Origin of the sequence: Kribbella sp. NPDC051770 (assembly GCF_040681455.1) — a bacterium.
Taxonomy (GTDB): Bacteria; Actinomycetota; Actinomycetes; order Propionibacteriales; family Kribbellaceae; genus Kribbella.
The window spans coordinates 454770-480775 of the sequence record NZ_JBFAYT010000004.1 but is presented as its reverse complement, the minus strand read 5'-3'; the positions used below and the strand labels follow the sequence as shown (position 1 = coordinate 480775).

Sequence of the window (26006 nt, the reverse complement as noted above, 5' to 3'; positions counted from 1 at the left end):
GGAGAGCTCGTGAGCAAGAAGCCGAAGAAGCCGGTCGACCCGAGCCGCGGCGGCCGCCGCCCGATGCCGCGCGGCTGGCCGGGGATGGGCGGCGGTTACTCGACGTACCTGCAGGCCCCGGCGGAGTGGCGCGGGACCACCGTGCAGGTCTGCGGGATGTGGCCGTTCGCGGCCGGTACCGGCAGCCCGATGGTCGGGGTGCCGATCGGCCGCAACATCATCTCCGGCGCGACCATGTGCTGCGACCCGATCAGCTGGTTCATGCGGGCCAAGCTGATCTCGAACCCGTCGATGTTCGTGCTCGGCAAACCCGGTCTGGGCAAGTCCACGATCACCCGCCGGATGGCGCTCGGCCTGGCCGGGTACGGCGTGATGCCGCTGGTGCTCGGCGACCTGAAGCCCGACTACAAGGACCTGATCGAGGCGCTCGGCGGCCAGGTCATCCAGCTCGGCCGCGGCCGCGGCCACCTGAACGTGCTCGACCCGGGCGAGTCCCGGCAGGCCGCGCTGCGGCTGACCGGCTCGGCCCGGCAGGCGATCGAGGCCGACGCGCACGGCCGCCGGCAGACGATGGTCTCGGCGCTGATCTCGATCATGCGGTCGGCCCCGCCGACCGACCGCGAGGAGACCATCATCGACGAGGCCCTCAAGGTGCTCGACGAGCGCCACGAGGGCACGCCGGTGCTGCGCGACCTGCTCAAGGTCGTCCAGGACGCGCCCGACCGGGTCCGCAACGTCACCCTCGACCGCGGCAGCCTGGACCGGTACCGGCAGATCACCGAGGGCCTGGAGGCGTCGCTGATCGGGCTGGTCGGCGGCGGCCGGCTCGGCGAGATCTTCTCCGAGCAGACCGACCACCCGATGAAGCTGGACCGGCCGGTGGTCTTCGACGTCTCCAACATCGACGACTCCGAGACGAACCTGCAGGCCGCCGTCCTGCTGGCCTGCTGGTCGTACGGGTTCGGCGCGGTCGCGGTCTCGCAGGCGCTGGCCGACGCCGGCCTCGAGCCGCGGCGGCACTACTTCGTCATCCTCGACGAGCTCTGGCGGGTACTGCGGGCCGGCCGCGGCCTGGTCGACCGGGTCGACGCCCTGACCCGGCTGAACCGGCAGCGCGGTGTCGGGATGGCGATGATCTCGCACACCATGTCCGACCTGCTGGCGCTGGAGCACGCCGAGGACCGGATGAAGGCCAAGGGCTTCGTCGAGCGCTCCGGCATGGTGATCTGCGGCGGGCTGCCGCGGGCCGAGATGCAGAACCTCACCGAGGTGGTGCCGATGTCGGAGGAGGAGCAGAACATGCTCATCGGCTGGCAGGACCCGCCCGCGTGGGACCCGGCCACCGGCGAGGAGGCCGCACCGCCCGGACGAGGCAACTTCCTGGTCAAGGTCGGCGGCCGCCCGGGCATCCCGGTGCACGTCGGGCTGACCTCGGTCGAGCGCGAGATCAACGACACCAACAAGCTCTGGAAGACCGGCGCCGACGGCCGCCCGCTCAAGGTGGAGATCGCCGACGACGGGACCGAGGAGGTGGTGGCCGAGTACACCTTCGACGACCCGGCCCAGCTGCCTCCGCCCGACCCCACCACCCGGGTGGTCGCCCGAAGCGGAGTTGACGACTGATGGCACAGGGACGCAAGAGCACCGGCGGCGCCGCGATCTCACCCGAGGCGATCGCGCTGTTCGCCGTGATCGGACTGGTCGCGCTGGTCTCGGTCGGGACCTGGGTCGCGGCCTCGCTCGGGGCCGCGATCAGCGGCGACAAGAAGCCCGGCGGCAACCCGCTGTCGGTGCCGATCGACCTGATCTCCGGCGACTACGAGTGGCCGGGCGCGGCCACCGTCGTACTGGTCGCCGAGATCGTCGTCGTGGCCGCGCTCGGCGCCGGCCTGTTCATGCTGCTGCGCAACCGGAGCGGCAGCAAGTCCCGGGTCGACCGGCACGCGCAGCTGATGTCGAACCGCAAGGACCTGCGCAAGATCCTCCGCGAGGGCGCCCAGGAGACCGCGAACCGGCTCGGCGCCGGGCACGCCGGTCCGGGGGTCTTCATCGGCCGGACCGTGCGCGACGACCTCGAGCTGTTCGGCTCCTGGGAAGACATGCACATCGACATCTGGGGTCCGCGGACCGGTAAGACCACGACCCGCGCCGTACCGGCGATCCTGGACGCGCCGGGTGCGGTGATCGCGACCTCGAACAAGCGCGACATCGTCGACTCCAGCCGCGGCCCGCGCAGCGCCAAGGGCCAGGTCTGGGTGTTCGACCCGCAGGGCGTCGCGGACGAGGAGCCCACCTGGTGGTGGAACCCGCTGAGCTACGTCACCGACGAGGTGAAGGCCCGGCAGTTCGCCGACCACATCGTCAACAGCCAGCGCCAGGAAGGCGCCCGCTCCGACGCGTACTTCGACACCGTGGCCGCCGACCTGCTGGCCGGGCTCCTGCTCGCGGCAGCGCTGGCCAAGCGGCCGATCAACCAGGTGTACCTGTGGCTCGCCGACCAGCTCAACGACGAGCCCGCCCGCATCCTCGACAACACCCCCGGCTACGAGCTGCCCGCGCAGCAGATGGCCAGCCTCTACAGCCTCCCGGACAAGCAGCGCGCCGGCGTCTTCGGTACGGCGCAGCCGAACGTGCAGTTCCTGCTCAACCGCAAGGTCGCCAAGTGGGTGAACCCGAACGGCCCGAGCGACAACCGGCCGCAGTTCGACCCGCACGAGTTCGTCCGCAGCAGCGGCACCCTCTACAGCCTGTCCAAGGAAGGCACCGGTACGGCGGGCCCGCTGGTCGCCGGCCTCACCGTCGCGATCGTCGAGGCGGCCGAGGAGTACGCCAAGACCTGCCCGATGGGCCGGCTGCCCACGCCGCTGGTCGGCGTACTGGACGAGGCGGCGAACGTCTGCCGCTGGAAGGACCTGCCCGACCTCTACAGCCACTTCGGCTCCCGCGGCATCGTGCTGATGACGATCCTGCAGTCGTGGGCCCAGGGCGTGGAGTGCTGGGGCGAGCACGGCATCGAGAAGCTCTGGTCCTCGGCGAACATCCGGGTGTACGGCGGCGGTGTCTCGGACTCGAACTTCCTGGAGCGGCTCAGCAAGCTGATCGGCGAGTACGACATCAACTCGAACACGGTCTCCTACGAGGGCGGCAAGCGCTCGCACAGCAGCCAGGTGCAGCGGCACGCGATCATGGAGGTCTCCGACCTGACCTCGATGCCACCCGGCCGCGCGGTGGTGTTCGCCTCCGGGACGCCGGCCACGATGATCAAGACGATCCCGTGGATGGCCCGGCCGGACGCCGCGTCGGTGCGGGCGTCGCTGGCCCAGTTCGACCCGGGCGCCGCGTCGACCGCCGGCCCGGCGGGCGGCGCGTCGAACCCGTGGATCGCGGCCGGCCAGAAGGCCAAGCACAACCCGCTCGGCCCGGCCCAGGCGGCCTGGCCGGCGACGCCGGACAACCAGCCCGCCGTACCGCCGCAGGGGCAGCAGCAGCCGCAGCAGTGGGGTCAGGCGCAGTGGAGCCCGCCGAACCCGAACGACCGGCGCGGGTGACAATGTGGAGTGCACCAAGGCGGTGTGACCGGCGTGGTCGCACCGTCCGGCCGGACGGCAGCCCAGGAGGAGAGCCATGGACGACGACGTGATGGAGCTGTACTACCCGCACGTCGCGGCCTTCGTGGAGGATCGCCTGGTCTACCTGTACGCGCGCCGGCTCGGGCAGACCTTCGTCTGGTGCCCGGAGTGGTTCCGGCACGCCGAGGCGCTCAGCCGGCTGGACTCGATCTGGCGGGCCTGGGAGCACCTGCGGCTCGACCCGGCGACCGGGATGTCGGTCTGGTGGCGCGACCACGCCGACCCGCACATGCACGTGCTGCTCAACCCCGACGGCCCGTTCGCGGGCTGCCGCGGCGCGCACAGCGAGTACACCGCGCGCCCGCTGGCGACCGTGCCGCCGCCCGAGGGACTGTTCTACGACCAGCGCGAATCCAGCATCTGATCCAGCAGCCGGCAGGCTCTGGGAGAATAGAGACATGGTTATGGAATCCGCACGTCCGGTGTCGCTGACCGGGATCAAGCCGACCGGCGACCCGCATCTCGGCAACCTGATCGGCGCGATCCGGCCGGCGCTGCAGCTGGCCGACTCCTACGACGCGATGTACTTCATCGCCGACTACCACGCGCTGACCGTGCTCCGGGACGCCGAGCAGCTGCGGCACTACACGCGCTCGGTGGCGGCCACCTGGATCGCGGCGGGTCTCGACACCGACCGGATCACGATGTACCGGCAGTCCGACGTACCGGAGACGTTCGAGCTGCACTGGGTGCTGTCGACGGTGGCGGCCAAGGGCCTGATGAACCGGGCGCACGCGTACAAGGCGGCCCGGGACAAGAACCAGGAGGCCGGCAAGACCGACCTCGACGCGGGCGTCAACATGGGCCTGTACAACTACCCGGTGCTGATGGCCGCCGACATCCTGCTGATGGACTCCGACGTGGTCCCGGTCGGCAAGGACCAGTCCCAGCACGTCGAGTACGCCGCCGACATCGCCGGCACGTTCAACCACCTGTTCGGTGAGGACAAGCTGAAGGTCCCGCGCCTCGTGCTGCCGGAGGACGACGCCGCCAAGACCCTGCCGGGCATCGACGGCCGCAAGATGAGCAAGAGCTACGGCAACACGCTCCCGCTGTTCGCGCCGGAGAACCAGCTGAAGAAGCTGGTCCGCAAGATCGCCACCGACAGCACCCCGGTCGAGGACCCGAAGGACCCGGACAGCTCGTCGGCGTTCCTGATCTACGAGCAGTTCGCGACGCCGGAGCAGCTGGCCGATGTCCGTAAGCGGCTTGAGGCCGGCGGGATGGGCTGGGGCGACCTGAAGAACGAGCTGTTCGAGGTGATCAACACCCAGATCGGCCCGCTCCGCGCCCGGTACGACGAGCTGATGGCGCCGGGCTCCGACCTGGACGACCTGCTCGAGGCCGGTGCCGTCCGGGCCCGGGCCCGCGCGCGGGTTGTGCTCGACCGGGTCCGGGACGCGGTCGGTATCTCGCAGTAGCTGTTGTGGCCGGCGCGGTCAGCGGACCGCGCCGGTGACCAGCCAGGCGTCGCGGCGTTCGCGGGTGACCAGTGTCAGCAGGCGGAGCAGCATGAACCCGCCGAACGCCCACCACAGCGCCACGACGCCGCCGTCGAACCAGATCACGCTGAGCGCCAGCGGGACGTAGAGCACGAGCGCGATCACCCCGGCGACCGCCAGGTACGGCCCGTCGCCCGCGCCGATCAGTACGCCGTCCAGCACGAACACCACGCCGTTCACCGGCTGCCAGAGCGCGGCGACCAGCAGCACCGCCGACAGCGAGTGCCGCACGGCCGGGTCCTCGGTGAACCAGGGCACGTAGATCGTGTGCAGGCCCCACAACGCGAGGCCGCCGACGAGCCCCGACCAGAGTCCCCACCACATCATCCGGCGCGTGATCGCACGGGTGCCCTCGACGTCGCCCGCGCCCAGCGAGCGGCCGGTGAGCGCCTGCGCGGCGATCGCGATCGCGTCCAGGGCGAGCGCCAGGAACGACCAGAGCGTGAACGCGACCTGGTGCGCGGCGACGGACGTCGTACCGAGGGAGGTGGCGACGAAGGTGGCCAGGATGATCGCGACGCGCAGCGTCAGCGTGCGGACGATCAGCGGTACGCCGGAGTGCGCCGAGGCGCGGATACCGGGGAAGTCCGGGCGCAGCTTGGCGCCGTCGCGGCGGGCGCCACGGACGACGACCACGACCAGCGCGACCCCGGCGGCGGTCTGCGCGAGCGCCGTACCGAGGGCGGAGCCGGCGATGTCCAGGTCGAGGCCGTAGACCAGGACCAGGTTGAGCACGATGTTCAGCAGGTTCGCGGTGATCGCGACGATCATCGGCGTCTTGGTGTCCTGCAGCCCGCGCAGTACGCCGGTGGCCGCGAGCAGCAGCAGCATCGACGGGATGCCGAGGCAGCTGATCCGCAGGTAGGTCACCGCGTGGTCGGCGACGTCCGGCGACGGGTTGAACGCGCCGATCGCGGACGGCGCGAGCAGCAGCCCGAGAGCAGCCAGTACGACGCCGAGCAGCAGCGCGAGCCAGAGGCCGTCGATGCCCTGGGCGAGTGCGCCCTTGTGGTCGCCGGCGCCGATCCGGCGGGCGACTGCCGACGTGGTGCCGTAGGCGAGGAAGACGCAGATGCCGACGAGGGTCTGCAGGATCGTGCCCGCGATCCCGAGCGCGGCCAGCTGCGGGGTGCCGAGGTGGCCGACGATGGCGGAGTCGGCCAGCAGCATCAGCGGCTCGGAGACGAGGGCGAAGAAGGCCGGCACCGCCAGCCGGAGGATCTCCCGGTCCTGACTGCTGGTAAGGCGCACGGGGCTTATTGTGCCTGACACAGGCTGTGCACAACGCAGCGGACCGAACTGTCTCGAATCTTTTTCTCCTCCACACCTGTGGGTTGGAGAAACCGCAGGTCAGAGGGATGTTGTGGATCTTCTCGCCAAGATATCCACAGGGTTGTTCCCAACCTGTGCACAGGGGTGGGCGGGGTTTCCCACAGGTCTTGCACAGCCCCTGTGGACACTCGGCTACCGGGTCGCGGTGCTTCCGGCGTACCGTCGCGGGACCGGCGCCGTCCGCCCGACTCGGGGGCTTGGGTGGCTCGGGGAAAACTGTCGGCGACGCCGGATACGGTTCGATCACGTGTTCGACCCGTTGGGCGGGTCGGTGGGCGGACGATGGAGGTCGGGCGAAGTGAGCGTTGCGGAGTTCCGCGGGGGGCAGGACGGCGGGAACGAGGAACGCAACCCGGCGATGGGCTTCGACCGGACGCCGCCGCAGGACCTGGCCGCCGAGCAGTGCGTGCTCGGCGCGATGATGCTCAGCAAGGACGCGATCGCCGACTGCATCGAGACCGTCCGCGGCACGGACTTCTACCGCCCGGCGCACGAGTCGGTCTACGACGCGATCACCGACCTGTACGCCCGCGGTGAGCCGGCCGACGCGATCACCGTCGCGGCCGAGCTGACCAAGCGCGGCGAGATGGCCCGGATCGGCGGTGCGCCGTACGTGCACACCCTGGTCGCCTCGGTGCCGCTGGCCGCCAACGCGAGCTACTACGCGCACATCGTCCGGGAGAAGGCGATCCTGCGCCGGCTGGTCGAGGCCGGGACCAAGATCGTCCAGCTCGGGTACGCCGGGGAGGGCGAGGTCGACGACGTCGTCGACGAGGCCCAGGCCGAGATCTACCAGGTCACCGAGAAGCGGACCACCGAGGACTACGCGCCGCTGAAGGACATCATGGAGGGCGCCCTCGACGAGATCGAGGCGATCGACTCCCGCGGTGACGCGATGGTCGGCGTCCCGACCGGCTTCACCGATCTCGACGAGCTGACCAACGGGCTGCACCCGGGCCAGATGATCATCGTCGCCGCGCGTCCCGCGATGGGCAAGGCGCTCGCGCTGGACACCCCGCTGCCGACGCCGTCCGGCTGGACGACGATGGGCGAGGTCGCGACCGGTGACGTGCTGCTCGACGCCGACGGCCTGCCGACCCGGGTGGTCGCCGCGACCGAGGTGCTCGAGGACCGGCCGTGCTACCAGCTGACCTTCAGCGACGGGACGACGATCGTCGCCGACGCCGAGCACCAGTGGGTCGTCGAGGACGGCGGCCAGCCCGTCGTCTGCACGACGCTCGACCTGCACAGCGCGATGTCGGCGTACGAGGGATTCACTCCGGCGGTGCCGAAGTCCGCGCCGCGGGAGATCGACGGGCACGGCGTGACCACCGGGGTGCTCGGTGAGCCCGACCGCCGGATCGAGCGGGTCGAGCCGGTCGCCTCGGTGCCGGTCCGCTGCGTCGAGGTCGACAACGCCGACCACCTCTACCTGGCCGGCAAGACGATGGTCCCGACCCACAACTCCACGCTCGGGCTGGACTTCGCCCGCTCCGCGTCGATCAAGCACGGCCTGACCTCGTGCATCTTCTCGCTGGAGATGAGCCGCAACGAGATCACCATGCGACTGCTCTCGGCCGAGGCGAAGGTCCCGCTGCACCACATGCGCAACGGCAAGATGACCGATGAGGACTGGGCCCGGCTGGCCCGCAAGATGGGCGAGGTCTCCGAGGCCCCGCTGTTCATCGACGACTCACCGAACCTGACCATGATGGAGATCCGCGCCAAGGCCCGCCGCCTCAAGCAGCGGCACGACCTGCGCCTGATCGTCATCGACTACCTCCAGCTGATGACGTCCGGCAAGAAGGTCGAGTCCCGCCAGCTCGAGGTCTCGGAGTTCTCCCGCTCGATCAAACTGCTGGCCAAGGAGCTCGAGCTCCCCGTCGTCGCCATCTGCCAGCTCAACCGAGGCTCCGAGCAACGCTCCGACAAACGCCCAATGGCCTCCGACCTGCGCGAAAGTGGATCGCTCGAGCAGGACGCCGACGTGGTGCTCCTGCTGCACCGCGAGGACGCCTACGAGCGCGAGTCCACCCGCCCCGGCGAAGCCGACTTCATCGTCGCCAAACACCGCAACGGCCCCACCGCCGACGTCGTCGTCGCCTTCCAGGGCCACTACTCCCGCTTCGTCGACATGGCCCACGACGGCTAGTCGCGGGGCCAGCTGTGCGCTGAGATCGACTCCTGGGCGAGCAGTCTGAGGGCGGCGATCAGGGTTTCGCCGAGGATGGTGCCGATGACGACCGACTCGGCGATCTGGTCGGGGTCGGTGCGGGTGGTGACCGAGGCGACCTCGAGGGCGGTGAACTTCTCGACGGCGTCGGCGTACGCGTCGAGGTAGTCGGCGAGGTGGTCCTGGTCGAGGGTGCGCAGGGCGGCGACGGTCTCGATCAGGGTGGTGAGGGCGGGGGCGTCGGGTTCGACCTGCCAGCCGCGGCGGGTGATCAGGTCGCCGACCTGGACGGCGGCCGCGGTGCGGGCCTCGGTGTTCGCGGAGGCGGGGCGGGTCGGGGTGATCGCGCGGTGCGCGCGGCCGATCTGGTCGTGCAGCGGGAGGTCGTCGGAGTCGAGGCCCTCGAGGATGTCCTTCACGCGGGCGACCGGGACCTGGCCGAGGTCGATCAGGGCGCGGATCAGGCGCAGCCGGCGCAGGTGCGTCTCGCCGTACGACGCCTGGTTCGGGCTGGTCAGCTCGCCGGCGGGGAGCAGGCCCTCGCGCAGGTAGTACTTGATCGTCGGCACCGGGACGCCCGACTGCCGGCTCAGTTCTGCGATTCGCATAACCACCTTGTCTTCCCTTGGCCTGTGATGGATAGTAGCAGTATCCATTAACGGATAGTCCGACTATCCATGCTGAGGAGAGAAGATGCTGATCGTCGCCGTGCTCGTCCTCGCGACGCTGGCGTTCCGCGGGCTCGGCGCGCTCGGCGTCCGCCGGTTCGCGCGCTGGCCGGTCGCCGCCGCGCACGGGCTGGCGGTGATGCTGGTGCTGACCGCGAGCGCGCACTTCGTTCCGGCCGGCGTCACCGTGATGCCCAACCACGCCGACCTGGTCCGGATCGTGCCGCCCTTCGTCCCGTACGCCGACGCGGTGGTCTACCTGACCGGCGTACTGGAGCTGCTCGGCGCGCTCGGCCTGGTCGTCACCGCGACCCGCCGGGCGGCCGGCTGGTCGCTCGCCGCGCTGTTCGTGGCGTTGCTGCCGGCCAACGTCTACGAGGCCGTCGAGCAGATCTCGTTCAGCACCGGGGAGGCCGCGACACCGTTGTGGCAGCGGATCCCCGAGCAGATCCTGTACATCGCGGTCGCCGTCTGGGCGGCCCGTTCGACCCGTACGCCGAGCGCCGCGCCGCAGCGCGACCTCGTCCACCACTGAAGGAGCACGTCAGATGTCCGATCCCTCCCGGATGATCGCCGGAGTCATCCTGCTGACCATCGTCACGATCGAGTTCGGCGGCTGGTTCCTGACCAAGATCGCCCGCGGCCAGATCCCGATGACCGACTTCCAGAAGGCGTTCGCGCGGGCCGGGCACGCGCACGCCGGTGTGCTGGTGATCCTCAGCCTGGTCGGTCTCCTGTACGTCGACCAGACCGGCCTGAGCGGTTTCTGGCTGTGGGTCGGCCGGCTCGCGCTGCCGGTCGCGGCGATCCTGATGTCCGGCGGGTTCTTCGCGTCGTCGGCCGGCAAGAACGTCAACCAGCCGAACAAGTTCATCGCCATCCTGTGGGTGGGCGCCGCCGCACTCGCCGTCGGCGCGCTGACCCTCGGGATCGGCCTGCTCACCGCCTAACTCGACGACAACCGGGCGCCGACCGACTGGATGATCGCCGCCGTCTCCGGCGGCGCCTCCAGCGTGAAGTCGGCGCCCAGGGCAACCACCCCGGCGACGTACTGGATCAGCAGCTGCGCCGAGTCGGCGCTCAGTGTCAGCACGCAAGACTCCGGCCCGGTCGGTACGACGGTCCCCGGCAGCCACCACCCGTAGAACCCCTCCCGCACTGCCTCCTCCGACAGCTCCACCCGTAGTACCGCCGAGTGCCGGTACGACGCCGCCGCGAACGACTCCGACAAGTACGCCGCGGCGTCGGCCGCCGGGATCTCCCGCCGAACGAACCGGTGCCGGCTCGTCCGGACCTCGCTGATCCGGTCGACCCGGAAGCTGCGCCAGTCGTCGCGGTCCGGGTCGAACGCGAGCAGGTACCAGGTCCCGACCAGCGCGACCAGGTGGTGCGGCTCGACCCGCCGGCTGGTCTTCGCGCCGTGCCGCGACTCGTAGTCGAAGGCAACGATCTCCAGGTCCCGGCAGCAGGCCGCGAGCACCGCGAGCAGCCCGGGATCGACCTGCGGCAGGTCCGCCCGCGCGACCACCGACGCCGCGCCGACCGCCGCGACCTGTGGACGAAGCCGCGGCGGCAGCACCTGCGACAGCTTGGCCAGCGCGCTCATCGAGCTGTCGTACATCCCGGTCACGCCGCCGCTGCCCGCGCTCGCGAGCCCGACCGCGACTGCCACGGCCTCGTCGTCGGACAGCGTCAGTGGCGGCATCGCCTTGCCCGAGACCAGGCGGTAGCCGCCGGCGGTTCCCGTCGTACCGACGACCGGGTAGTCGAGCGCGCGCAGCCGGTCGACGTCGCGGCGGACGGTCCGGCTGGTCACGCCCAGCCGCTCCGAGAGCTCGGCGCCGGACCACTCCCGGCGCGACTGCAGCAGCGAGAGCAGCCGCAGCAGCCGTCCGGGCAGGTCGTTCATATCCACAAAGATATCCACAGCTTGAGGACAAGTCCTGTCCTCAAGCCGTCCTACGGTCGACCGCATGGAGATTTGGACCCCCGAAACCAGCGGCTACGACGACCAGCGGACCGGCTTCCAGCGCCGCAACCCGCACCGCCCGGCGCGGATCTTCGGCGCGACCAGCGCGGCCGACATCCAGGAAGCGGTGCGCTACGCCCGCGACCACGGGCTGCGGCTCGCGGTCCAGGCGAGCGGCCACGGCCACACCACGCCGACCGACGGCGTGCTGCTCACGACCAGCGGCTTCGCCGGCGTGACGGTCGACCCGGAGCAGCGGTCGGCGACGATCCAGGCGGGCGCGACCTGGCAGCAGGTGGTCGCCGCCAGTACGCCGTACGGGCTGGCGCCGCTGTCCGGCAGCTTCCCCGGCGTCGGCGCGGTCTCGTACACGCTCGGCGGCGGCCTCGGCCTGATGGCCCGCAAGCACGGCTTCGCCGCCGACCACGTCCGCCGGATCGACGTCGTGACGCCCGACGGCGAGCTGCGCTCGCTCAGCCCGACCGGGCCCGGCTCGGATTCCCCCGACGATGCGGAACTCTTCTGGGCGCTGCGCGGTGGCGGCGGCAACTTCGGCATCGTCACCGAGCTGGAGATCGACCTGTTCGAGGTCGCGACCGTGTCCGGCGGCAGCCTGTACTACGACCTCGCCACGACGCCCGGCGTCCTGGAGACCTGGCGCGAGTGGACGACGACCGTGCCCGACGAGGTCACCTCAGCAGTCGGCGTACTGGTCCTCCCGGACATCCCAGCCGTCCCGGAGCCACTCCGCGGCAAGCACATCGCGCAGCTCCAGCTCTGCATCCTGAAAGACCTCGAGACCGCCGAGGAACTGATCGCCCCACTCCGCGCCCTCGGCGACCCGGTGATGGACACCTTCGCCGACCTCCCGTACGCCGACTCCGCCCGCATCTTCGCCGAACCCGAGCAGCCGCACGGCTACCGCGCCCAGAACGCCCTGCTCGCCGACCTCGACCCGACCGCCCTCGCCACGATCCCCAAGCTGGCCGGCCCGGAAGCCCCCGCGATGTGCGTGATCGGCATCCGCCACCTCGGCGGCGCACTCTCCCGCGAGCCGGAGATCCCGAACGCCGTCGGCCACCGCGCCGCGCAGTACGCCCTGACCGTCCTCTCACCCGGCGACCAGGACTTCACCGAGCTCCACCGCAGCATCCTGGAGCCCTGGACACCGATCGGCCGCCAACTCAACTTCAGCCTCGGTCCCCTCACCGCAGACGAGGTCGCCGAGGCCTACGAACCGGAAACACTGCAGCGCCTCAAGAAGCTCCGCGCCCAGCTCGACCCGACCGGCCTGCTCCAGCCGAACCACGCGCTCTGAGCAACTCACCGATCAGCGCCGTCTTCCCCGCTCCGTAGGCGGCGCGATCGGTGGTCAACAGAGGAGCCAGTTCGAGCTTGCGCTCCGCGTACCGCGCCCGCGCGACCGCGTCCTCCCGCAGCAGATCGCGCAGCCCGACGTGGTCGCGGTGCGCCTGGTTGCCCTCGACCACGACGTACAGGTGGTGGTAGCGCACCACCTCAGCAGGCAGCTCGAACGCCTCCCGCCCGCTGATGCCGAGGTTGCCTTGGTGCCGGTAGCCACCCGCGCCCAGCGCAGCAACCGCCGCAGATACGTGATCGGCCGACGGTACGACGACGTCCAGGTCGATGATCGGCTTGGCGGCGAGGCCCGGCACGGCCGTGCTCCCGACGTGCTCGACGACGTGCGGTACGCCGGCGAGCAGCGGCTCGAGCCCGGCCCGGAGCTCGTCGAACCAGCGCGGCCAGCGCTCGTCGTACGTGACGACCTCCGCAGGAGCGGTCACAGCGCCGCGGTCACGTCGATCTCTACGAGCTGACCCGGGAAGCCGAGCTGGGCGACGCCGAGCAGCGTGCTGGCGGTCGTGAAAGCCGGAGCCAGCGACGACTCGTTCAGCTGTGTCCACACCGCGGCCAGTTCGTCGCGGTCGGGGCTGGCGACGTAGATGACCGTGCGGACGACGTCCGCCGGCCGCGCGCCGGCCGACTCGAGTGCGGTGAGGATGTTGTCGATGACCTGCGCGGTCTGGCCCGCGAGGCCGCCCTCCGCCAGCGCGCCGTCGGGGGCGAGCGGGCACTGCCCGGCCAGGAAGACGAGGCGGGACGCCTCGACGGTGGTCACGTGGTGGTAGCCGGGGGTCGGGTGCAGGCCTGCGGGATTGCTGCGCTCGATGGTCACCAGGTCAGCCAAGGCCACCGAAGCCGGGCGGGTCAATAGAATTAGCCGATGGCCAACGAGCTGGGCGAGTTCCTCCGCGTACGCCGGTCGCAGGTCGAGCCGGCGGACGTCGGGCTGCCTGTGTACGGCGTACGGCGGGTGGCCGGGCTCCGCCGCGAGGAGGTCGCCGTGCTCGCCGGGGTCAGCGCCGACTACTACAGGCGGCTCGAGCAGGGCCGCGAGCGCAGCCCGTCCGGGCAGGTCGTCGAGGCGATCGCCCGGGCACTGCAGTTCTCCGACGACGCCCGCCTGCACGCGTACCGGCTGGCGGGACTGTTGCCGTCGTCAACGGAGGCGCAGGACGAGGTCGATCCCGCGCTGCGGCAGCTGATGGACGCGTTCCCGACCGCCGTCGCCTACATCGTCAACCGGCGCCTGGAGGTGCTCGCCTCGAACGACCTGGCCGAGGCGCTGCTCGCGCCGCTGGCCGACCGGCGCAACATGGTGCACAGCCTGTTCCACGACCCGGCCGCGCGCGAGCTGTTCGCCGACTGGCCGAAGGTCGCCCGGGACTCGGTCGAGGCGCTCCGCCTGGCCGATGCCGACGACGCCGGAGTACGCGCGGTCGTCGACGAACTACTTGCCTCCAGCAAGGAGTTCGAGCAGCTCTGGAACGACCACGGCGTGAGCAGCCTCGGCATCAAGACCAAGACCTTCGACCACCCCGACCTCGGCCGGATCACGCTGACCTACCAGACCTTCGACGTCCAGCACGCTCCCGGCCAGTCCCTCCTGGTCGGGACGGCGGCCGCCGGCAGCAAGGACGCCGACTCGCTCGCGTTGCTCGGCTCGCTTCACGCGGCGAAGCGGCGTACGTAACGCTTCTGCCAGGGCGTCTCGACGGCGTGCGCGGAGTAGTGCGTGCGCACATAGGCGACGGCCTCGTTGGGTGACACCCCATCGAGGATCGCCAAACAGGCAAGCGCCGTTCCCGTCCGCCCACGCCCGCCACCGCACGCGAACTCGACCCGCTCACCGCGCCCAACCCGCTCCAGCGCGTCGACGAAGACCTCACGCGCTTCACCACGATCAGCAGGCAGCCGGAAGTCCGGCCAGCGCAGCCACCGGCTCTCCCACCCCACGGCCGGCGGCTCCTTGCCGAGCAAGTACACCCCGTACGTCGGCTCAACCGCCGGCATCGGGTTCCGCAGCCCGCGCCCCCGCACCAGCCGCCCCGACGGCAGCCGCAGTACCCCGTGGTCCTCCGCGTCCCATCCCATCGCCCAACCCTAGAACCACCACGGCCCCGGCGGAGATCCGCTCGGGGCCGAGTGGCGTAGTACGTGTCGAGCCGTTAGGCCGTACTACGGGCTGGTGGAGGTCGAACCTCAGGCGGTCAACCGCTGCTCAGTCGTGCTCGAGAACAGGTGCAGCTTGCCGGGCTCCGGCGCGAGATGCACCAGCGACCCCTGCTCCGCCCGCGTCCGCGTCCCGACCCGTGCGATGATGTGCTGCTGCGTCGAGGTGTGCTCCGCGTTCCCGTACATGTACGCGTCCGACCCGAGCTCCTCGATCACCGACACCCGCACCGGCAGGCCCTCGTCGGCGATGTGGAACGCCTCCGGCCGGATCCCCAGCGTCAGCGTCTTGTCGTCACCGGCCTTGGCCAGCAGCGCCCGCTCGATCGGGACCACGAAGTCGCCGATCTTGGCGCCGCCGTCGACGATCTCCGCGTCGATCAGGTTCATCGCCGGGGAGCCCATGAAGCCCGCGACGAACAGGTTCTTCGGGGCGTCGTACAGGTTCAGCGGGGTGTCGACCTGCTGCAGGACGCCGTCCTTGAGGACCGCGACCCGGTCGCCCATCGTCATCGCCTCGATCTGGTCGTGGGTGACGTAGACCGTGGTGACGCCGAGGCGGTGCTGGAGCTCGGCGATCTGGGTGCGGGTCTGGACGCGGAGCTTGGCGTCGAGGTTCGACAGCGGCTCGTCCATCAGGAAGACCTGGGGGTTGCGGACGATGGCGCGGCCCATCGCGACGCGCTGGCGCTGGCCACCGGACAGGGCCTTCGGCTTGCGGTCGAGGTACTCCTCGAGGCCGAGCAGCTTGGCCGCTTCCTGGACGCGCTTGGCGCGGTCGTCCTTGTGGATGCCCTGCATCTTCAGCGCGAAGCCCATGTTGTCCGCGACCGTCATGTGCGGGTAGAGCGCGTAGTTCTGGAACACCATCGCGATGTCGCGTTCCTTCGGCGGCCGGTCGGTGACGTCACGGTCGCCGATGTAGATCGACCCGTCGTTCACCTCTTCCAGGCCGGCCAGCATCCGCAGCGCGGTCGACTTGCCGGAGCCGGACGGGCCGACCAGGACCATGAACTCGCCGTCCTCGATCTCGAGGTCCAGCTTGTCCACAGCCGGGGCGTCGGTCCCGGGGTAGACCCGGGTCGCGCCCTTGAACGAGACAGTGGCCATCGTGCACTTCCTTTCCTTCGCCGGCAGGAACGTGCCGGACGATCCGTAGCAAAGGCCCCCAGGATTTCGGGTGTCTTATTCATCCATCACTGATGCATCAGACCAGAACGCCGACAGGTCTGGCGGCATTCCGCTAGTACGCCGTACCGGCCGGTCGGACACTGTCCGCCATCAGATCGAGCAGCGCCGCCACCGCGCGGCTCGGCGGACGGCCACGCAACGTGACCGCCGACAGGGTCCAGGTCAGCTCGATCCCGGTCAGCGGGAGCCGCGCGATCCCCGGGTGCTCCGGCCCCAGATCCGGTACGACGGCCACCCCGAGCCCCGCGCGAACGTACTCCGGGACGGTCGTCAGGTCCGGCACCTCGACCTGCACCCGCCGCGGCATCCCGGCCGCCTCGAACGCCCGGTCCACGTTGGTCCGGTTCCCGAACCCGGGCAGCATGTCGACGAACCGCTCACCCTTCAGGTCCTCCAGCCGTACGCCGGCCCGCCCGGCCAGCCGGTGCGTCGCCGGGACCATCACCACGAACCGGACGCTCGCCAGCTCGCGCGGCTCCAGGCCGACCAGGTCCTCGCGGTTCGAGCCGACCAGCGCCAGGTCGAGCCGGCCACGGCGTACGTCGTCGGCCAGGCCTGTCGAGCCGGTCTGGGAGGTGGTCACCTGGACATCGACGAGCGGGTAGCGCTGGTAGAAGGCGCCGAGCAGGTCGGCCAGGTCGACGAGCCCGAGCCGGGTCATCGTGCCGATCCGGACGCTGCCGCGCAGCCCGGTCGACGCCTCCTCGACGACCGCGCGGGCCCGGTCGAGCGCTTCGAGCGCGGCCTTCGCCTCGGGGAGCAGCGCCTGGCCGGCGGGCGAGAGGCTCACGCGACGGGTCGAGCGGTCGAAGAGGGTGGTCTTGAGATCGGTCTCCAGGCCGCGGATCGCCGCCGAGACCGTCGACTGGACGGTGAACAGCCGCTGGGCCGCCCGGGTGAAGCTGAGCTCCTCGGCGACGGCGACGAAGTACTCGAGCTGGCGGGAGTCCATCCGTGAATTATCGCCGTGAGCGATAAGAGCCTGCAAGAACTTTCGTTTGATTCGATAGATCAGCGGGGTGAACCTGAAGACATGACAACTCTTGCCGGACCCCGGGCGGTCGACGCCGTCGGGACGAAGGTCCGTTTCGCCCACGGTCCGGGGTTCTGGACGATCGCCGCCGCCTTCCTCACCACGATGGCGTTCTCCACCGTGCCGACCCCGCTCTACGCGCTCTACCAGCAGCGCGACGGCTTCCCGACGTTCCTGATCACGGTGATCTTCGCGGCGTACGCCGTCGGCGTGATGGCCAGCCTGTACCTGGCCGGGCACGTCAGCGACTGGCTCGGCCGCCGCCGGGTCGCGCTGGTCGCGGTGCTCGCCGAGGTGGTGTCGGCGCTGATCTTCCTGTTCTGGCCGGAGGTCCCCGGGCTTCTGCTCGCGCGCTTCATCTCCGGCGTCGGCGTCGGCATCCTGACCGCGACAGCCACCGCGCACCTGTCCGAGCTGCGCCGCATCGCGCGGCCCGACGAGGACCCCGGACGCTCGGCGCTCATCTCCAGCATGGTGAACCTCGGCGGCCTCGCCTTCGGCCCGCTGGTCGGCGGCCTGCTCGCCCAGTACGTCGGCCACCCGCTGCAGCGCCCGTACGAGGTGTTCCTGGTGCTGCTGGTGGTCAGTGCGCTCGGCATCGCCCTGGTCCCCGAGACGGTCGAGCGGCGCGAGACGCGTCCGGCGTACCGGCCGCAGCGGGTCGCCCTGCCGGCGGCCGCGAAGCCGCTGTTCTTCGCCACCGCGATCGGCGCCTTCGCTGCCTTCGCCATCTTCGGTCTGTTCACGTCGCTGGCCCCGACGTTCCTCGCCGGCACGCTGCACCACACCTCGCGCCTGCTGGCCGGTGTCGTCACCTTCGCGGTCTTCATCGCCGGAGCGGTCAGCCAGGTCGTCTTCGTCCGGCTGACCCGAACCCGGCAACTCCAGCTAGGTCTGGTCTCCATGTCCGCCGGCCTGATCGCCATCGCCACCGGCGGCGTCCTCCCCAGCCTCGGGCTGTTCGTCACCGGCGGCATCATCGCCGGCGCCGGCGTAGGCCTGGTCTTCCGAGCCGCCGTGGCCACCGCCGCGGGCTTGGCGGACGCAGGCTCCCGAGGTGAAGTCCTCGCGGCGTTGTTCCTGATCGCCTACGCGGGTCTCGCGGTTCCCGTCCTGGCCATCGGCTTGGGGATCGCAGTACTACCGGCTCAACTGGCCTTGGTCTTGTTCGCCGCCATCATCCTCGTGATGGTGAACGCCGCAGGAATCCGCATGCTGTCGGCCCACCGCCGCTAGTAGCTTTTGCCGCATGGGTGACTACGTTTCCGTCGGCGACCTGACCGCTTACCTCTCCACCGGGCGCACCAACGGCCCCGGCCTGCTGCTGCTCCCGATGATCACCGGGATCGGCGAGCAGGTCCGCGACTGGGCCGACGAGCTCGGCGAGCGCGGGATCACCGCGCTCACCTGGGACCCGTTCCACGGCCGCAGCACCGACGACTCCACCGTCGACGAACTGCACGACCTGCTCCTGCAGATGGACGACGACGCGGCGCTCGCCGAGCAGACCCAGCTCCTCGACCACCTGCTCGGTGAGCTCGGCGCCGCGAAGGCCGGCGTGATCGGCTGGTGCCTCGGCGGACGGTTCGCGATCCTGCTCGCCGCCCGCGACCACCGGCTGGCGAGCGTCACCGCGTTCCACCCGACCGTCCCGTCCGAGCTGCGGCCGAACCAGACGTACGACGCGATCGCCGACGCCGCCGCGATCACCGCGCCGGTGCTCGTCTCCTACCCGGGCGCGGACGCCGCCGTACCGGTCGCGGACTTCGAGGCCCTGCAGACCTCGCTGCAGACCCGCCCGACCGGCGCGACGGTCGTGCTCTTCCACCCCGGCGCCGACCACGGCTTCACCAACCGCGACCGCCACGACAAGGCGGTCAACGCCGACGCCTACCAGCTCGCCTGGCCGCAGGCGCTCACCTTCATCGAGACGACGGGAAGCTAAGCAGCAGTAGACGCCCGCCGGTGGGCCGTCGGATTCGTCCCGCGCAACCGCTTGAACGCAACCGACAGCGCGAACGCGTTCGCATACCCCACTCGGCGGGCGATCGCCTCGACGGTCTGGTTGGTCTCCCGCAGCAGATCAGCCGCCAACGTGATCCGCCACCCGGTCAGATAAGCCATCGGCGCCTCACCGACCAGCGCCGTGAACCGCCGAGCCAAACTGGCCCGCGACACCCCGGTCCGATCCGCCAGCTCCACCACCGACCAGGCATGCGCCGGATCCTCGTGCAGCAACCGCAACGCCAACCCCACCACCGGATCGGCCTGCGCCGAGTACCACCCCGGCGCATGCGACTCGGGTCGAGCGAACCAAGCCCGCAACGTCGTGATCAGCGCCAGATCCAACCACCGATCCAGCACACTCTGCTGCCCGGGCTCGTCGCGCTGGATCTCCCCGAGCACCATCTCCATCACCGGCCCGACCACGTCCTCGGCCGGTACGACGAGCACCGGCGGCAGCGCCGCCAGCAACCGCCGGCTGACGTCTCCCTCCAGCTGATAGGTGCCGCTGACAACCATCGCCTCGCCCTCGGGTCGCCCGCCGTACGTTCGTACGCCGAGCCGCGCGCTGTAGTCGATCGGTGCCCCAGGCAACGGCTCGCAGATCCCACCCGGATGGATCCGCAGCTGCGGCTCGGTCGACGGCGTGTCGGCGACGACGTACGGCTCCGGTCCGCAGAGCACCGCGACGTCCCGCTCGTTCATCCGCACCGGCTCGGACCCCGGCCGCATGATCCACGCCGACCCGCGAACGAGCGTCGCCAGCGCGAGCGGCGCCTCGTCGACGATGTGCAGCCCCCACGGCGGGTCGAGCACGGTCAGGTTGAACACCCCGCCGCGCGCCCGGGTGCCGGCCAGCAGGTCGTCGAGAACATCCATGCCGACCACCATAGCTGAGACGCTCAGACATCGAACTGCGCCGGACAACCATGGTTTGTCTCACCGATCCACGATGAACTCAAGCCATGACAACGACACCGATTCTGATCCTGAGTGGTACGGGCAAGACCGGCCGGCGCGTGGTGGAGCGGCTCCAGCAGCGCGACGTACCGGTCCGGCTGGCTTCGCGATCGAGCGAGCAGCGCTTCGACTGGTACGACGAAGGCACCTGGTCCGGTGCCGCGGCCGGCATCGACACGGCGTACCTGGCACCTCCGGTCGGTCCGACCGGGCTCGCCCAGGCCGGGCGCTTCGTGAAGCAGGCGGCCGCCGAGGGCCTGCGCCGGGTGGTGCTGCTGTCCGGCCGCGGCGTCGGCAGCCCGGAGCGCGAGTTCGCCGTGTACGAGAGCAGCGTCGAGCTGGAGAACGCGGTCCGGGAGAGCGGCGCGGAGTGGACGATCGTGCGGCCGGCCTGGTTCATGCAGGGCTTCAGCGAGGACTTCCTGCTCGAGCACGTGCTCGCCGGCGAGGTCCGGGTCTCGGCCGGCACCGGCGGCGAGGCGTGGATCGACACCAACGACGTCGGCGACGTGATGGCGACCGTGCTGCTCGACGACACGCACAGCGGTCAGCACTACACGCTGTCCGGCCCGCGCACGCTGACGATGGACGAGGTCGCGAGCGAGCTGTCCAAGGCGACCGGCCGTGACATCCGGTACGCCGATCTCGCGCCGGAGCAGCACGTCGAGGAGCTGGTCGGCATCGGCCTGGACCGCGAGGACGCCGAGTCGGTCCGCGACCTGTTCGCGGTGATCCGGCACCACCGGTCGGAGTACGTCTCCGACGACAGCGTCCGCGAGCTGCTCGGCCGCGCCCCGCGCGACTTCTCCGACTGGACCCGCGAGACCGCCGCGACGGGAGTGTGGTCGGCGTGACCAAGATCCTGACCCTCGCGGGTCTGCTCGGGAGTGCCCTGATGGGCGGACTGTTCTTCGCCTTCGGGACGTCCGTGATGAGCTCGCTGCAACGTCTGCCGGCCGGCCAGGGCGCCGCCGCGATGAACCTGATCAACGTCCGGATCCAGAACCCGCTGTTCCTGCTCGTCTTCTGCGGCACCGCGCTGATCTGCCTGGCGCTCCCGGTGCTCGCGCTGGTCCAGAACGCGCCCGGCAAGTGGTGGATCGTCGCCGGTTCGGCGCTCTACCTGATCGGCATCATCGTGATCAGCTTCGCGATCAACATCCCGCTGAACGACGGGCTGGCCGCCGGCACCACGGACTGGACGGCGTACCTGGCCAGGTGGAACCCTGCGAACAACCTGCGGGCCGTCGCCGGGGCGCTCAGCGTCATCGCGTTCGGGCTCGCACTGATCAGGGCCGAGTAGGGAGTACGGATGACCGAGCAGCTGCTGCCCGTGAACGGCGTCGACCTCTGTGTCGAGACCTTCGGCGACCCGGCCGACCCGCCGGTCCTGCTGATCCACGGCGCGGCAGCCTCGATGGACTACTGGGAGACCCCGTTCTGCGAGCAGCTGGCGGCCGGGTCGCGGTTCGTGATCCGCTACGACCACCGCGACACCGGCCGCTCGGTCAGCTACCCACCCGGCGAACCGGCGTACGAGGGGCCTGATCTGTTCAAGGACCCGGTCGGCATCCTGGATGCGCTGGGCATCGACCAGGCGCACGTGGTCGGCCTCTCGATGGGTGGCGCGATCGCGCTGCAGATCGGGCTCGACTTCCCCGACCGGGTGCGCAGCCTGACGCTCGCGTCGACCAGCCCGCTCGGCGACGACCTGCCCGGCCCGGCCGACCGGATCCGGGAGAGCTTCAGCAGCGAGGCCCCGCCGACCGACTGGTCCGACACCGAGGCCGCGCTCGACCAGTTGGTCGCCGACGAGAAGCTGTACGGCGGCACGCACCCGTACGACGAACCCGCCCGCCGCGAGCTGCTCCGCGCGATGATCGCCCGCACCACGAACCTGGCGTCGGCCGTCACCAACCACTGGGTCCTCCCCGACGACGACACCCCGCCGTCCCGCCCGCGCCTCGGCGAGCTGAAGCTCCCGGTCCTGGTGCTGCACGGCACCGAGGACCCGATGTTCCCACCGGCCCACGGCGAGGCGATGGCCCGCGAGATCCCCGGCGCCGAGCTGGTCCTGCTCCAAGGCGCCGGCCACGAACTCCCCGAGGCAGTCTGGCCGGTCGCGATCCCCGCGATCCTCCAGCACACCACTGCGTGAGAACTTCGGCAAAAGTTGTGCGCCCGCTAGCGTGGGTGGTGTGATCACCGTCGAGCGTTCCGTCACCGTGGACCGGCCGGTCGAGGTCGTCTTCGGGTACCTGTCCGACTTCGAGACCACCACCGAGTGGGACCCGGGCACGGTCCGCACCACCCGGGTCTCCGGCGACGGCGGGCCCGGTACGACGTACCAGAACGTCTCGGAGTTCAACGGGAAACAGACCGAGCTCGAGTACGTCGTCCAGCAGCTCACCCCGAACCGTCTCTTCCAGGTCCGCGGCGAGAACAAGACCATCACCGCCGTCGACACGATGACCTTCGAGGGCACCGACCGCACCACGGTCACCTACCGCGCCGAGTTCACGCTGAAGGGCATCGCCCGCCTCGCCGAGCCCTTTCTCAAGAAGCCGTTCAAGAAACTCGGCGACGAGGCCGAAACCGGGCTGCGCGACACCCTGAGCAAGCTCCAGGGGTAGAGCCTGCTCCACCCCGGAAGCGGGCACGGACGGGATGGGAGCGCGAGGCCGCGCGCGGAAGGGTTGGGAGCAACAGATCCCGACTCTCCCGGAGGACCTCCGATGAAGCGAAACAGGCGTGTTGCCGCCGCCCTCACGGCTGCCGCTCTGCTCAGTGTGGCCGCGTTGCCTGCGGCAACGGCCGTGGCGCCGCAGCACAGTGCAGTGAGCGTGGCGCAGAACCCGGTGCCGGCGCTCGACCGGGCGGCGTACCCGTTGCTGTCGACCAAGCCGACTGGGCAGCTGCTCGACCTGCGGGCGCTGACCCGGATGGTCGGGGACGCGCAGGTGGTCGGGATCGGGGAGGCGACGCACAACTCCAGCGAGTTCTTCACGATCAAGCACCGGATCTTCCGGGCGCTGGTCGAGCAGCGCGGGTTCACCACGTTCGCGCTGGAGGCGAGCTGGAGCACTGGCGTCGCGCTCGACCGGTACATCACCACGGGCGTCGGTGATCCGCGCAAGATCATGCAGCACGAGTTCCAGGGGTCGTACGAGTTCTGGAACGCCGAGGAGTACCTCGACCTGATCGAGTGGATGCGGTCCTACAACCAGACCCACGCGCGCAAGCTGCACTTCGTCGGCGACGACGTCGGCTACATCTCCCCGGCCACGCTCGACCTGGTCACGGCGTACGTCGGGAAGGTGCGCCCGGCGCTCGTCCCGCGGATCACCGCCGCGTACGCCGGGCTGCGCTCCGACGCGAACGCGGCGGACTTCCTGACCGGCCTGATCGCGAAGCCGGTCGCCGAGCGGGAGCGGCTCGCGGCCGCGACCCGGCAGGCGCTCGCCCTGGTCGAGTCGTTGCCGAAGACCGAGGCGCAGACCTGGGCCGCGCAGCATGCCCGGGCCGCCTGGCAGGTCGCGAAGCTGGTCTCGTACGACCTCGAGGACCCGGAGGTGCTGCCGTCGGCGATGCGGTTCCGCGACGAGATGATGGCCGCGAACACGCTCTGGTGGACCCGGCAAACCGGCGCGAAGGTGGTGCTCGGCGCGCACAACGGGCACGTCGCGCTGACCTCGTCGATGCCGGCGCAGTACCCGAAGATCCAGGGCGAGTTCCTCCGTGAGCAGCTCGGCCGGCGCTACGTGCCGATCGGGCTGAGCTTCGACCACGGGTCGTTCAACGCGCGCGACGTCAACGACGTGAACGGCGCGATCCGGACCTTCACGATCCCGCCCGCGGCGGCGGGGAACAACGAGCACACGCTCGACAAGGTCGCCTACCGCGACTTCTACGTCGACCTGCGGACGCTGCCGCGGAGCACCAGAGCCTGGCTGCAGCAGGAACGCCCCACCCGCGACATCGGCACCGCCTACCCCTGGCCGGACTCCCCGGTCGCGCTCGGCGCCTCGTACGACGTACTCATCCACTTGAACAAGGTGAGTGCTGCCCACCTGCGCTGAACGCAGTAGTTGCCCCTCGCACCCGACGGTGCGAGGGGCAACTGATGTTCAGTCAGCCGACCGCAGCATCGTCCGGATCCCCACCGTCAGCCCCAGCGCCCCCGTCACGATCGCCGCGACGAAACCCCACAGCACCGGCGCCGACCACACCTCGCCCGCGAACAGCGTCCGCTCCGCCTCGACCAGGTACGACAGCGGGTTGAACTTCGACGCCACCCGCATCCACTCCGGCCCGGTCTCCAGCGGCAGCAGCATCCCGGACAGGATCATCAGCGGGAACAGGAAGGTCTGCTGCACCACCCAGAACATCCAGTCCTGCTTGCGGACGGCGATCGCCAGCGCGTAGCTGAACGAGCCGAGCCCGATCCCGAACGCGGCCAGCAGCACCAGCCCGACGATCGCGCCGTCGAGGTGCAGCGTGAACCCGAACGGCACCATCACCGCGATCACGATCACCGCCTGCCCGAACAGCGGCACCATCTCCTTCAGCGCCCGCCCGATCAGCAGCGACGACCGGCTCAGCGGCGTCACCAGCATCCGCTCGTGCGCGCCGGTCTGGAACTCGAAGAGCAGGTTCGACCCGGTCGCCGAGGTCCCGAACAGCGTCGTCATCACCAGGATCGCCGGGACGAACCACTGCCAGACGCCGCCGTCGAGGTTTCCGCCCATCGAACCGGCGAGCAACGGACCGAACAGCGCCAGGAAGACCAGCGGCTGAATCATCCCGAACAGCAACGAGAACGGGTCCCGCAGGACGGGCCTGAGCTCGCGCGTCATCACGATCCGGATGTCCCGGAGGAAGTTGCGCTCGGGCAGCTGGGCCGGCGGCGTGGCGACGGACGAAACAGTCAGGGTGGTCATGTCAGGCGGCCTTTCCGTTGGAGTCGCGCAGGCTGCGACCGGTGAGGTTGAGGAACACGTCGTCGAGCGTCGGCCGGTGCACCTGAGCAGCAGCCACCGGTACGCCGTACTGCTGCGCCGCGCCGAGCAGCACCGGCAGCGCGGCCGGCCCGTCGGTCACCCGGAGGCTGACCTGGTCTCCCGAGGTCTCGAACTCCTTCGCACCGGGCAGCTTCTCGGCCAGCTCCCGCAGACGGGAGTGGTTGCTGGGAGCAACAGTCAGCGCGAGCCGGTCACCCGCGAGCCGGGTCTTCAGCGCGTCGGCGGTGTCGTCGGCGATCACCTCGCCGTGGTCGACCACGACCACCCGCTCGGCCATCGAGTCGGCCTCGTCCAGGTAGTGGGTGGTGAGCACGATCGTCATCGCGTACTGCTCGCGCATCCGCAGGATGTGGTCCCACAGGTTGGCCCGGTTCTGCGGGTCCAGCCCGGTCGACGGCTCGTCCAGGAACAGCAGGCCGGGCGCGTGCACCAGACCCATCGCGACGTCGAGCCGGCGGCGCTGACCGCCGGACAGCTCGGACACCTTGCGCTGGGCGAGCTCGGTCAGCTCCAGGTTGTCCATCAGCTCGGCGGTCCGCCGCTTCGCCGCACGGCGATCCATCCCGTAGATGACGCCCTGGCCGGACAGCTCGTCGGCGACCCGCTGCTGGTGACCGGCGCCGTTGCCCTGGCCGACGTACCCGATCGCGCGGCGGACCCGCGCGGCGTCCGCCGTCACGTCGTACCCGGCGACGGTCGCGGTCCCCGAGGTCGGCGCGATCAGGGTGGTGAGCATCCGCAGGGTGGTGGTCTTGCCGGCGCCGTTCGGGCCGAGGACCGCGACCAGCTCGCCGGGTTCGACGTCCAGGCTGATACCGCGGACCGCGTGCACGGTCTCGGTGCGGCTCACCACGAAGTCCTTGGTGAGCTGTCGGGTGCTGATCACGATCTTCTCCTTCGTCCGGTTGCTTGAGGACGACACTTCCAGGAGAAGAGGACAGCTTCTGGCCGGTACTGAAACGGGGTGCCCGCGGATCGCGGGCACCCCGG

Annotated in this window: 27 protein-coding genes; 16 read left to right on the top strand and 11 right to left on the bottom strand. The window is 70.5% G+C overall.

The genetic code is table 11. The annotated features are described in order from the left end of the window. The first annotated feature begins 9 nt into the window (after positions 1-9). From AB0M01_RS17145 to AB0M01_RS17130, 4 genes are all read left to right on the top strand, one after another. The gene (locus tag AB0M01_RS17145) at positions 10-1623 is read left to right on the top strand and encodes an ATP/GTP-binding protein (protein WP_363670322.1); all 1614 of its coding nucleotides are present in this window, start codon (positions 10-12) and stop codon (positions 1621-1623) included. Continuing rightward, complete coding sequence (locus AB0M01_RS17140) at positions 1623-3548, top strand: TraM recognition domain-containing protein (protein WP_363670320.1); 1926 nt, start codon at positions 1623-1625, stop codon at positions 3546-3548. Before AB0M01_RS17145 ends, AB0M01_RS17140 begins: the two co-directional genes overlap by 1 nt. Before the next feature lie 76 nt (positions 3549-3624). Then, positions 3625-3993 carry a DUF4913 domain-containing protein gene (locus AB0M01_RS17135; protein ID WP_363670318.1) on the top strand — a complete coding sequence of 123 codons (369 nt, stop codon included), beginning with the start codon at positions 3625-3627 and terminating at the stop codon, positions 3991-3993. Positions 3994-4033: 40 nt separating this feature from the next. After that, positions 4034-5050, top strand: coding sequence for a tryptophan--tRNA ligase (locus AB0M01_RS17130; RefSeq protein WP_363670316.1), 1017 nt, complete (start codon positions 4034-4036; stop codon positions 5048-5050). Positions 5051-5068: 18 nt separating this feature from the next. Here AB0M01_RS17130 and AB0M01_RS17125 read toward each other — a convergent pair whose 3' ends face one another. Next, the gene (locus tag AB0M01_RS17125) at positions 5069-6382 is read right to left on the bottom strand and encodes an MATE family efflux transporter (protein WP_363670314.1); all 1314 of its coding nucleotides are present in this window, start codon (positions 6380-6382) and stop codon (positions 5069-5071) included. Between the two features lie 439 nt (positions 6383-6821). Between AB0M01_RS17125 and dnaB the strand changes: the two genes are divergently transcribed. Continuing rightward, on the top strand, positions 6822-8615 hold the full coding sequence (gene dnaB / locus AB0M01_RS17120; protein ID WP_363670580.1) for a replicative DNA helicase: 1794 nt from the start codon (positions 6822-6824) through the stop codon (positions 8613-8615). Here dnaB and AB0M01_RS17115 read toward each other — a convergent pair. After that, complete coding sequence (locus AB0M01_RS17115; protein ID WP_363670312.1) at positions 8612-9244, bottom strand: MerR family transcriptional regulator; 633 nt, start codon at positions 9242-9244, stop codon at positions 8612-8614. The genes dnaB and AB0M01_RS17115 overlap by 4 nt on opposite strands. Positions 9245-9329: 85 nt before the next feature. On the opposite strand from AB0M01_RS17115, the gene AB0M01_RS17110 reads away from it, so the two are divergent. Further along, positions 9330-9839: a hypothetical protein gene (locus tag AB0M01_RS17110; RefSeq protein WP_363670310.1), complete on the top strand. Its 510-nt coding sequence runs from the start codon at positions 9330-9332 to the stop codon at positions 9837-9839. Between the two features lie 13 nt (positions 9840-9852). Continuing rightward, positions 9853-10254 (top strand): hypothetical protein, encoded by a 402-nt coding sequence (locus AB0M01_RS17105; protein WP_363670307.1) that lies wholly within the window; start codon positions 9853-9855, stop codon positions 10252-10254. Here AB0M01_RS17105 and AB0M01_RS17100 read toward each other — a convergent pair. Beyond that, on the bottom strand, positions 10251-11213 hold the full coding sequence (locus AB0M01_RS17100) for a YafY family protein (protein ID WP_363670305.1): 963 nt from the start codon (positions 11211-11213) through the stop codon (positions 10251-10253). The genes AB0M01_RS17105 and AB0M01_RS17100 overlap by 4 nt on opposite strands. Positions 11214-11277: 64 nt before the next feature. Between AB0M01_RS17100 and AB0M01_RS17095 the strand changes: the two genes are divergently transcribed. Continuing rightward, positions 11278-12591: an FAD-binding oxidoreductase gene (locus AB0M01_RS17095; RefSeq protein ID WP_363670303.1), complete on the top strand. Its 1314-nt coding sequence runs from the start codon at positions 11278-11280 to the stop codon at positions 12589-12591. On the opposite strand, the gene AB0M01_RS17090 is transcribed toward AB0M01_RS17095, so the two are convergent. Both AB0M01_RS17090 and AB0M01_RS17085 read right to left on the bottom strand, forming a co-directional pair. Then, positions 12530-13078, bottom strand: a complete 549-nt coding sequence (locus AB0M01_RS17090; protein WP_363670301.1) for a GrpB family protein — start codon at positions 13076-13078, stop codon at positions 12530-12532. The two genes, AB0M01_RS17095 and AB0M01_RS17090, sit on opposite strands and share 62 nt — an antisense overlap. Then, positions 13075-13470, bottom strand: a complete 396-nt coding sequence (locus AB0M01_RS17085) for a RidA family protein (protein WP_363670298.1) — start codon at positions 13468-13470, stop codon at positions 13075-13077. The genes AB0M01_RS17090 and AB0M01_RS17085 overlap by 4 nt, the downstream gene beginning before the upstream one ends. A 48-nt stretch (positions 13471-13518) precedes the next feature. On the opposite strand from AB0M01_RS17085, the gene AB0M01_RS17080 reads away from it, so the two are divergent. Further along, positions 13519-14328: a helix-turn-helix transcriptional regulator gene (locus AB0M01_RS17080; RefSeq protein ID WP_363670296.1), complete on the top strand. Its 810-nt coding sequence runs from the start codon at positions 13519-13521 to the stop codon at positions 14326-14328. Here AB0M01_RS17080 and AB0M01_RS17075 read toward each other — a convergent pair. The 3 genes from AB0M01_RS17075 to AB0M01_RS17065 form a co-directional block, all read right to left on the bottom strand. Further along, complete coding sequence (locus tag AB0M01_RS17075) at positions 14304-14729, bottom strand: protein phosphatase (protein WP_363670294.1); 426 nt, start codon at positions 14727-14729, stop codon at positions 14304-14306. The two genes, AB0M01_RS17080 and AB0M01_RS17075, sit on opposite strands and share 25 nt — an antisense overlap. Before the next feature lie 108 nt (positions 14730-14837). Continuing rightward, the gene (ugpC, locus tag AB0M01_RS17070) at positions 14838-15917 is read right to left on the bottom strand and encodes a sn-glycerol-3-phosphate ABC transporter ATP-binding protein UgpC (RefSeq protein ID WP_363670292.1); all 1080 of its coding nucleotides are present in this window, start codon (positions 15915-15917) and stop codon (positions 14838-14840) included. A 133-nt stretch (positions 15918-16050) separates the two neighbouring features. Next, complete coding sequence (locus tag AB0M01_RS17065) at positions 16051-16950, bottom strand: LysR family transcriptional regulator (RefSeq protein ID WP_363670290.1); 900 nt, start codon at positions 16948-16950, stop codon at positions 16051-16053. Positions 16951-17031: 81 nt separating this feature from the next. Here AB0M01_RS17065 and AB0M01_RS17060 point away from each other — a divergent pair, with 81 nt between their 5' ends. Further along, positions 17032-18267: an MFS transporter gene (locus tag AB0M01_RS17060; RefSeq protein WP_363670287.1), complete on the top strand. Its 1236-nt coding sequence runs from the start codon at positions 17032-17034 to the stop codon at positions 18265-18267. 13 nt (positions 18268-18280) lie between these two features. After that, the gene (locus AB0M01_RS17055) at positions 18281-18976 is read left to right on the top strand and encodes a dienelactone hydrolase family protein (RefSeq protein ID WP_363670285.1); all 696 of its coding nucleotides are present in this window, start codon (positions 18281-18283) and stop codon (positions 18974-18976) included. On the opposite strand, the gene AB0M01_RS17050 is transcribed toward AB0M01_RS17055, so the two are convergent. Beyond that, on the bottom strand, positions 18973-19914 hold the full coding sequence (locus AB0M01_RS17050) for an AraC family transcriptional regulator (protein WP_363670282.1): 942 nt from the start codon (positions 19912-19914) through the stop codon (positions 18973-18975). The genes AB0M01_RS17055 and AB0M01_RS17050 overlap by 4 nt on opposite strands. Before the next feature lie 86 nt (positions 19915-20000). Here AB0M01_RS17050 and AB0M01_RS17045 point away from each other — a divergent pair, with 86 nt between their 5' ends. The 5 genes from AB0M01_RS17045 (at position 20001) to AB0M01_RS17025 (ending at position 24074) form a co-directional block, all read left to right on the top strand. Next, positions 20001-20849, top strand: a complete 849-nt coding sequence (locus AB0M01_RS17045) for an NAD(P)H-binding protein (RefSeq protein WP_363670280.1) — start codon at positions 20001-20003, stop codon at positions 20847-20849. Further along, positions 20846-21298 carry an anthrone oxygenase family protein gene (locus tag AB0M01_RS17040; protein WP_363670278.1) on the top strand — a complete coding sequence of 151 codons (453 nt, stop codon included), beginning with the start codon at positions 20846-20848 and terminating at the stop codon, positions 21296-21298. Before AB0M01_RS17045 ends, AB0M01_RS17040 begins: the two co-directional genes overlap by 4 nt. Positions 21299-21307: 9 nt before the next feature. Beyond that, entirely contained in the window at positions 21308-22153 is an 846-nt protein-coding gene (locus AB0M01_RS17035) for an alpha/beta hydrolase (RefSeq protein WP_363670276.1), read from the top strand. 40 nt (positions 22154-22193) lie between these two features. Then, on the top strand, positions 22194-22628 hold the full coding sequence (locus tag AB0M01_RS17030; protein WP_363670274.1) for an SRPBCC family protein: 435 nt from the start codon (positions 22194-22196) through the stop codon (positions 22626-22628). A 102-nt stretch (positions 22629-22730) separates the two neighbouring features. After that, positions 22731-24074: an erythromycin esterase family protein gene (locus tag AB0M01_RS17025; protein WP_363670272.1), complete on the top strand. Its 1344-nt coding sequence runs from the start codon at positions 22731-22733 to the stop codon at positions 24072-24074. A 48-nt stretch (positions 24075-24122) separates the two neighbouring features. Here AB0M01_RS17025 and AB0M01_RS17020 read toward each other — a convergent pair whose 3' ends face one another. Both AB0M01_RS17020 and AB0M01_RS17015 read right to left on the bottom strand, forming a co-directional pair. Continuing rightward, complete coding sequence (locus AB0M01_RS17020; protein WP_363670270.1) at positions 24123-24935, bottom strand: ABC transporter permease; 813 nt, start codon at positions 24933-24935, stop codon at positions 24123-24125. Between the two features lies 1 nt (position 24936). Beyond that, complete coding sequence (locus AB0M01_RS17015) at positions 24937-25902, bottom strand: ATP-binding cassette domain-containing protein (RefSeq protein ID WP_363670268.1); 966 nt, start codon at positions 25900-25902, stop codon at positions 24937-24939. Positions 25903-26006: the final 104 nt, after the last annotated feature.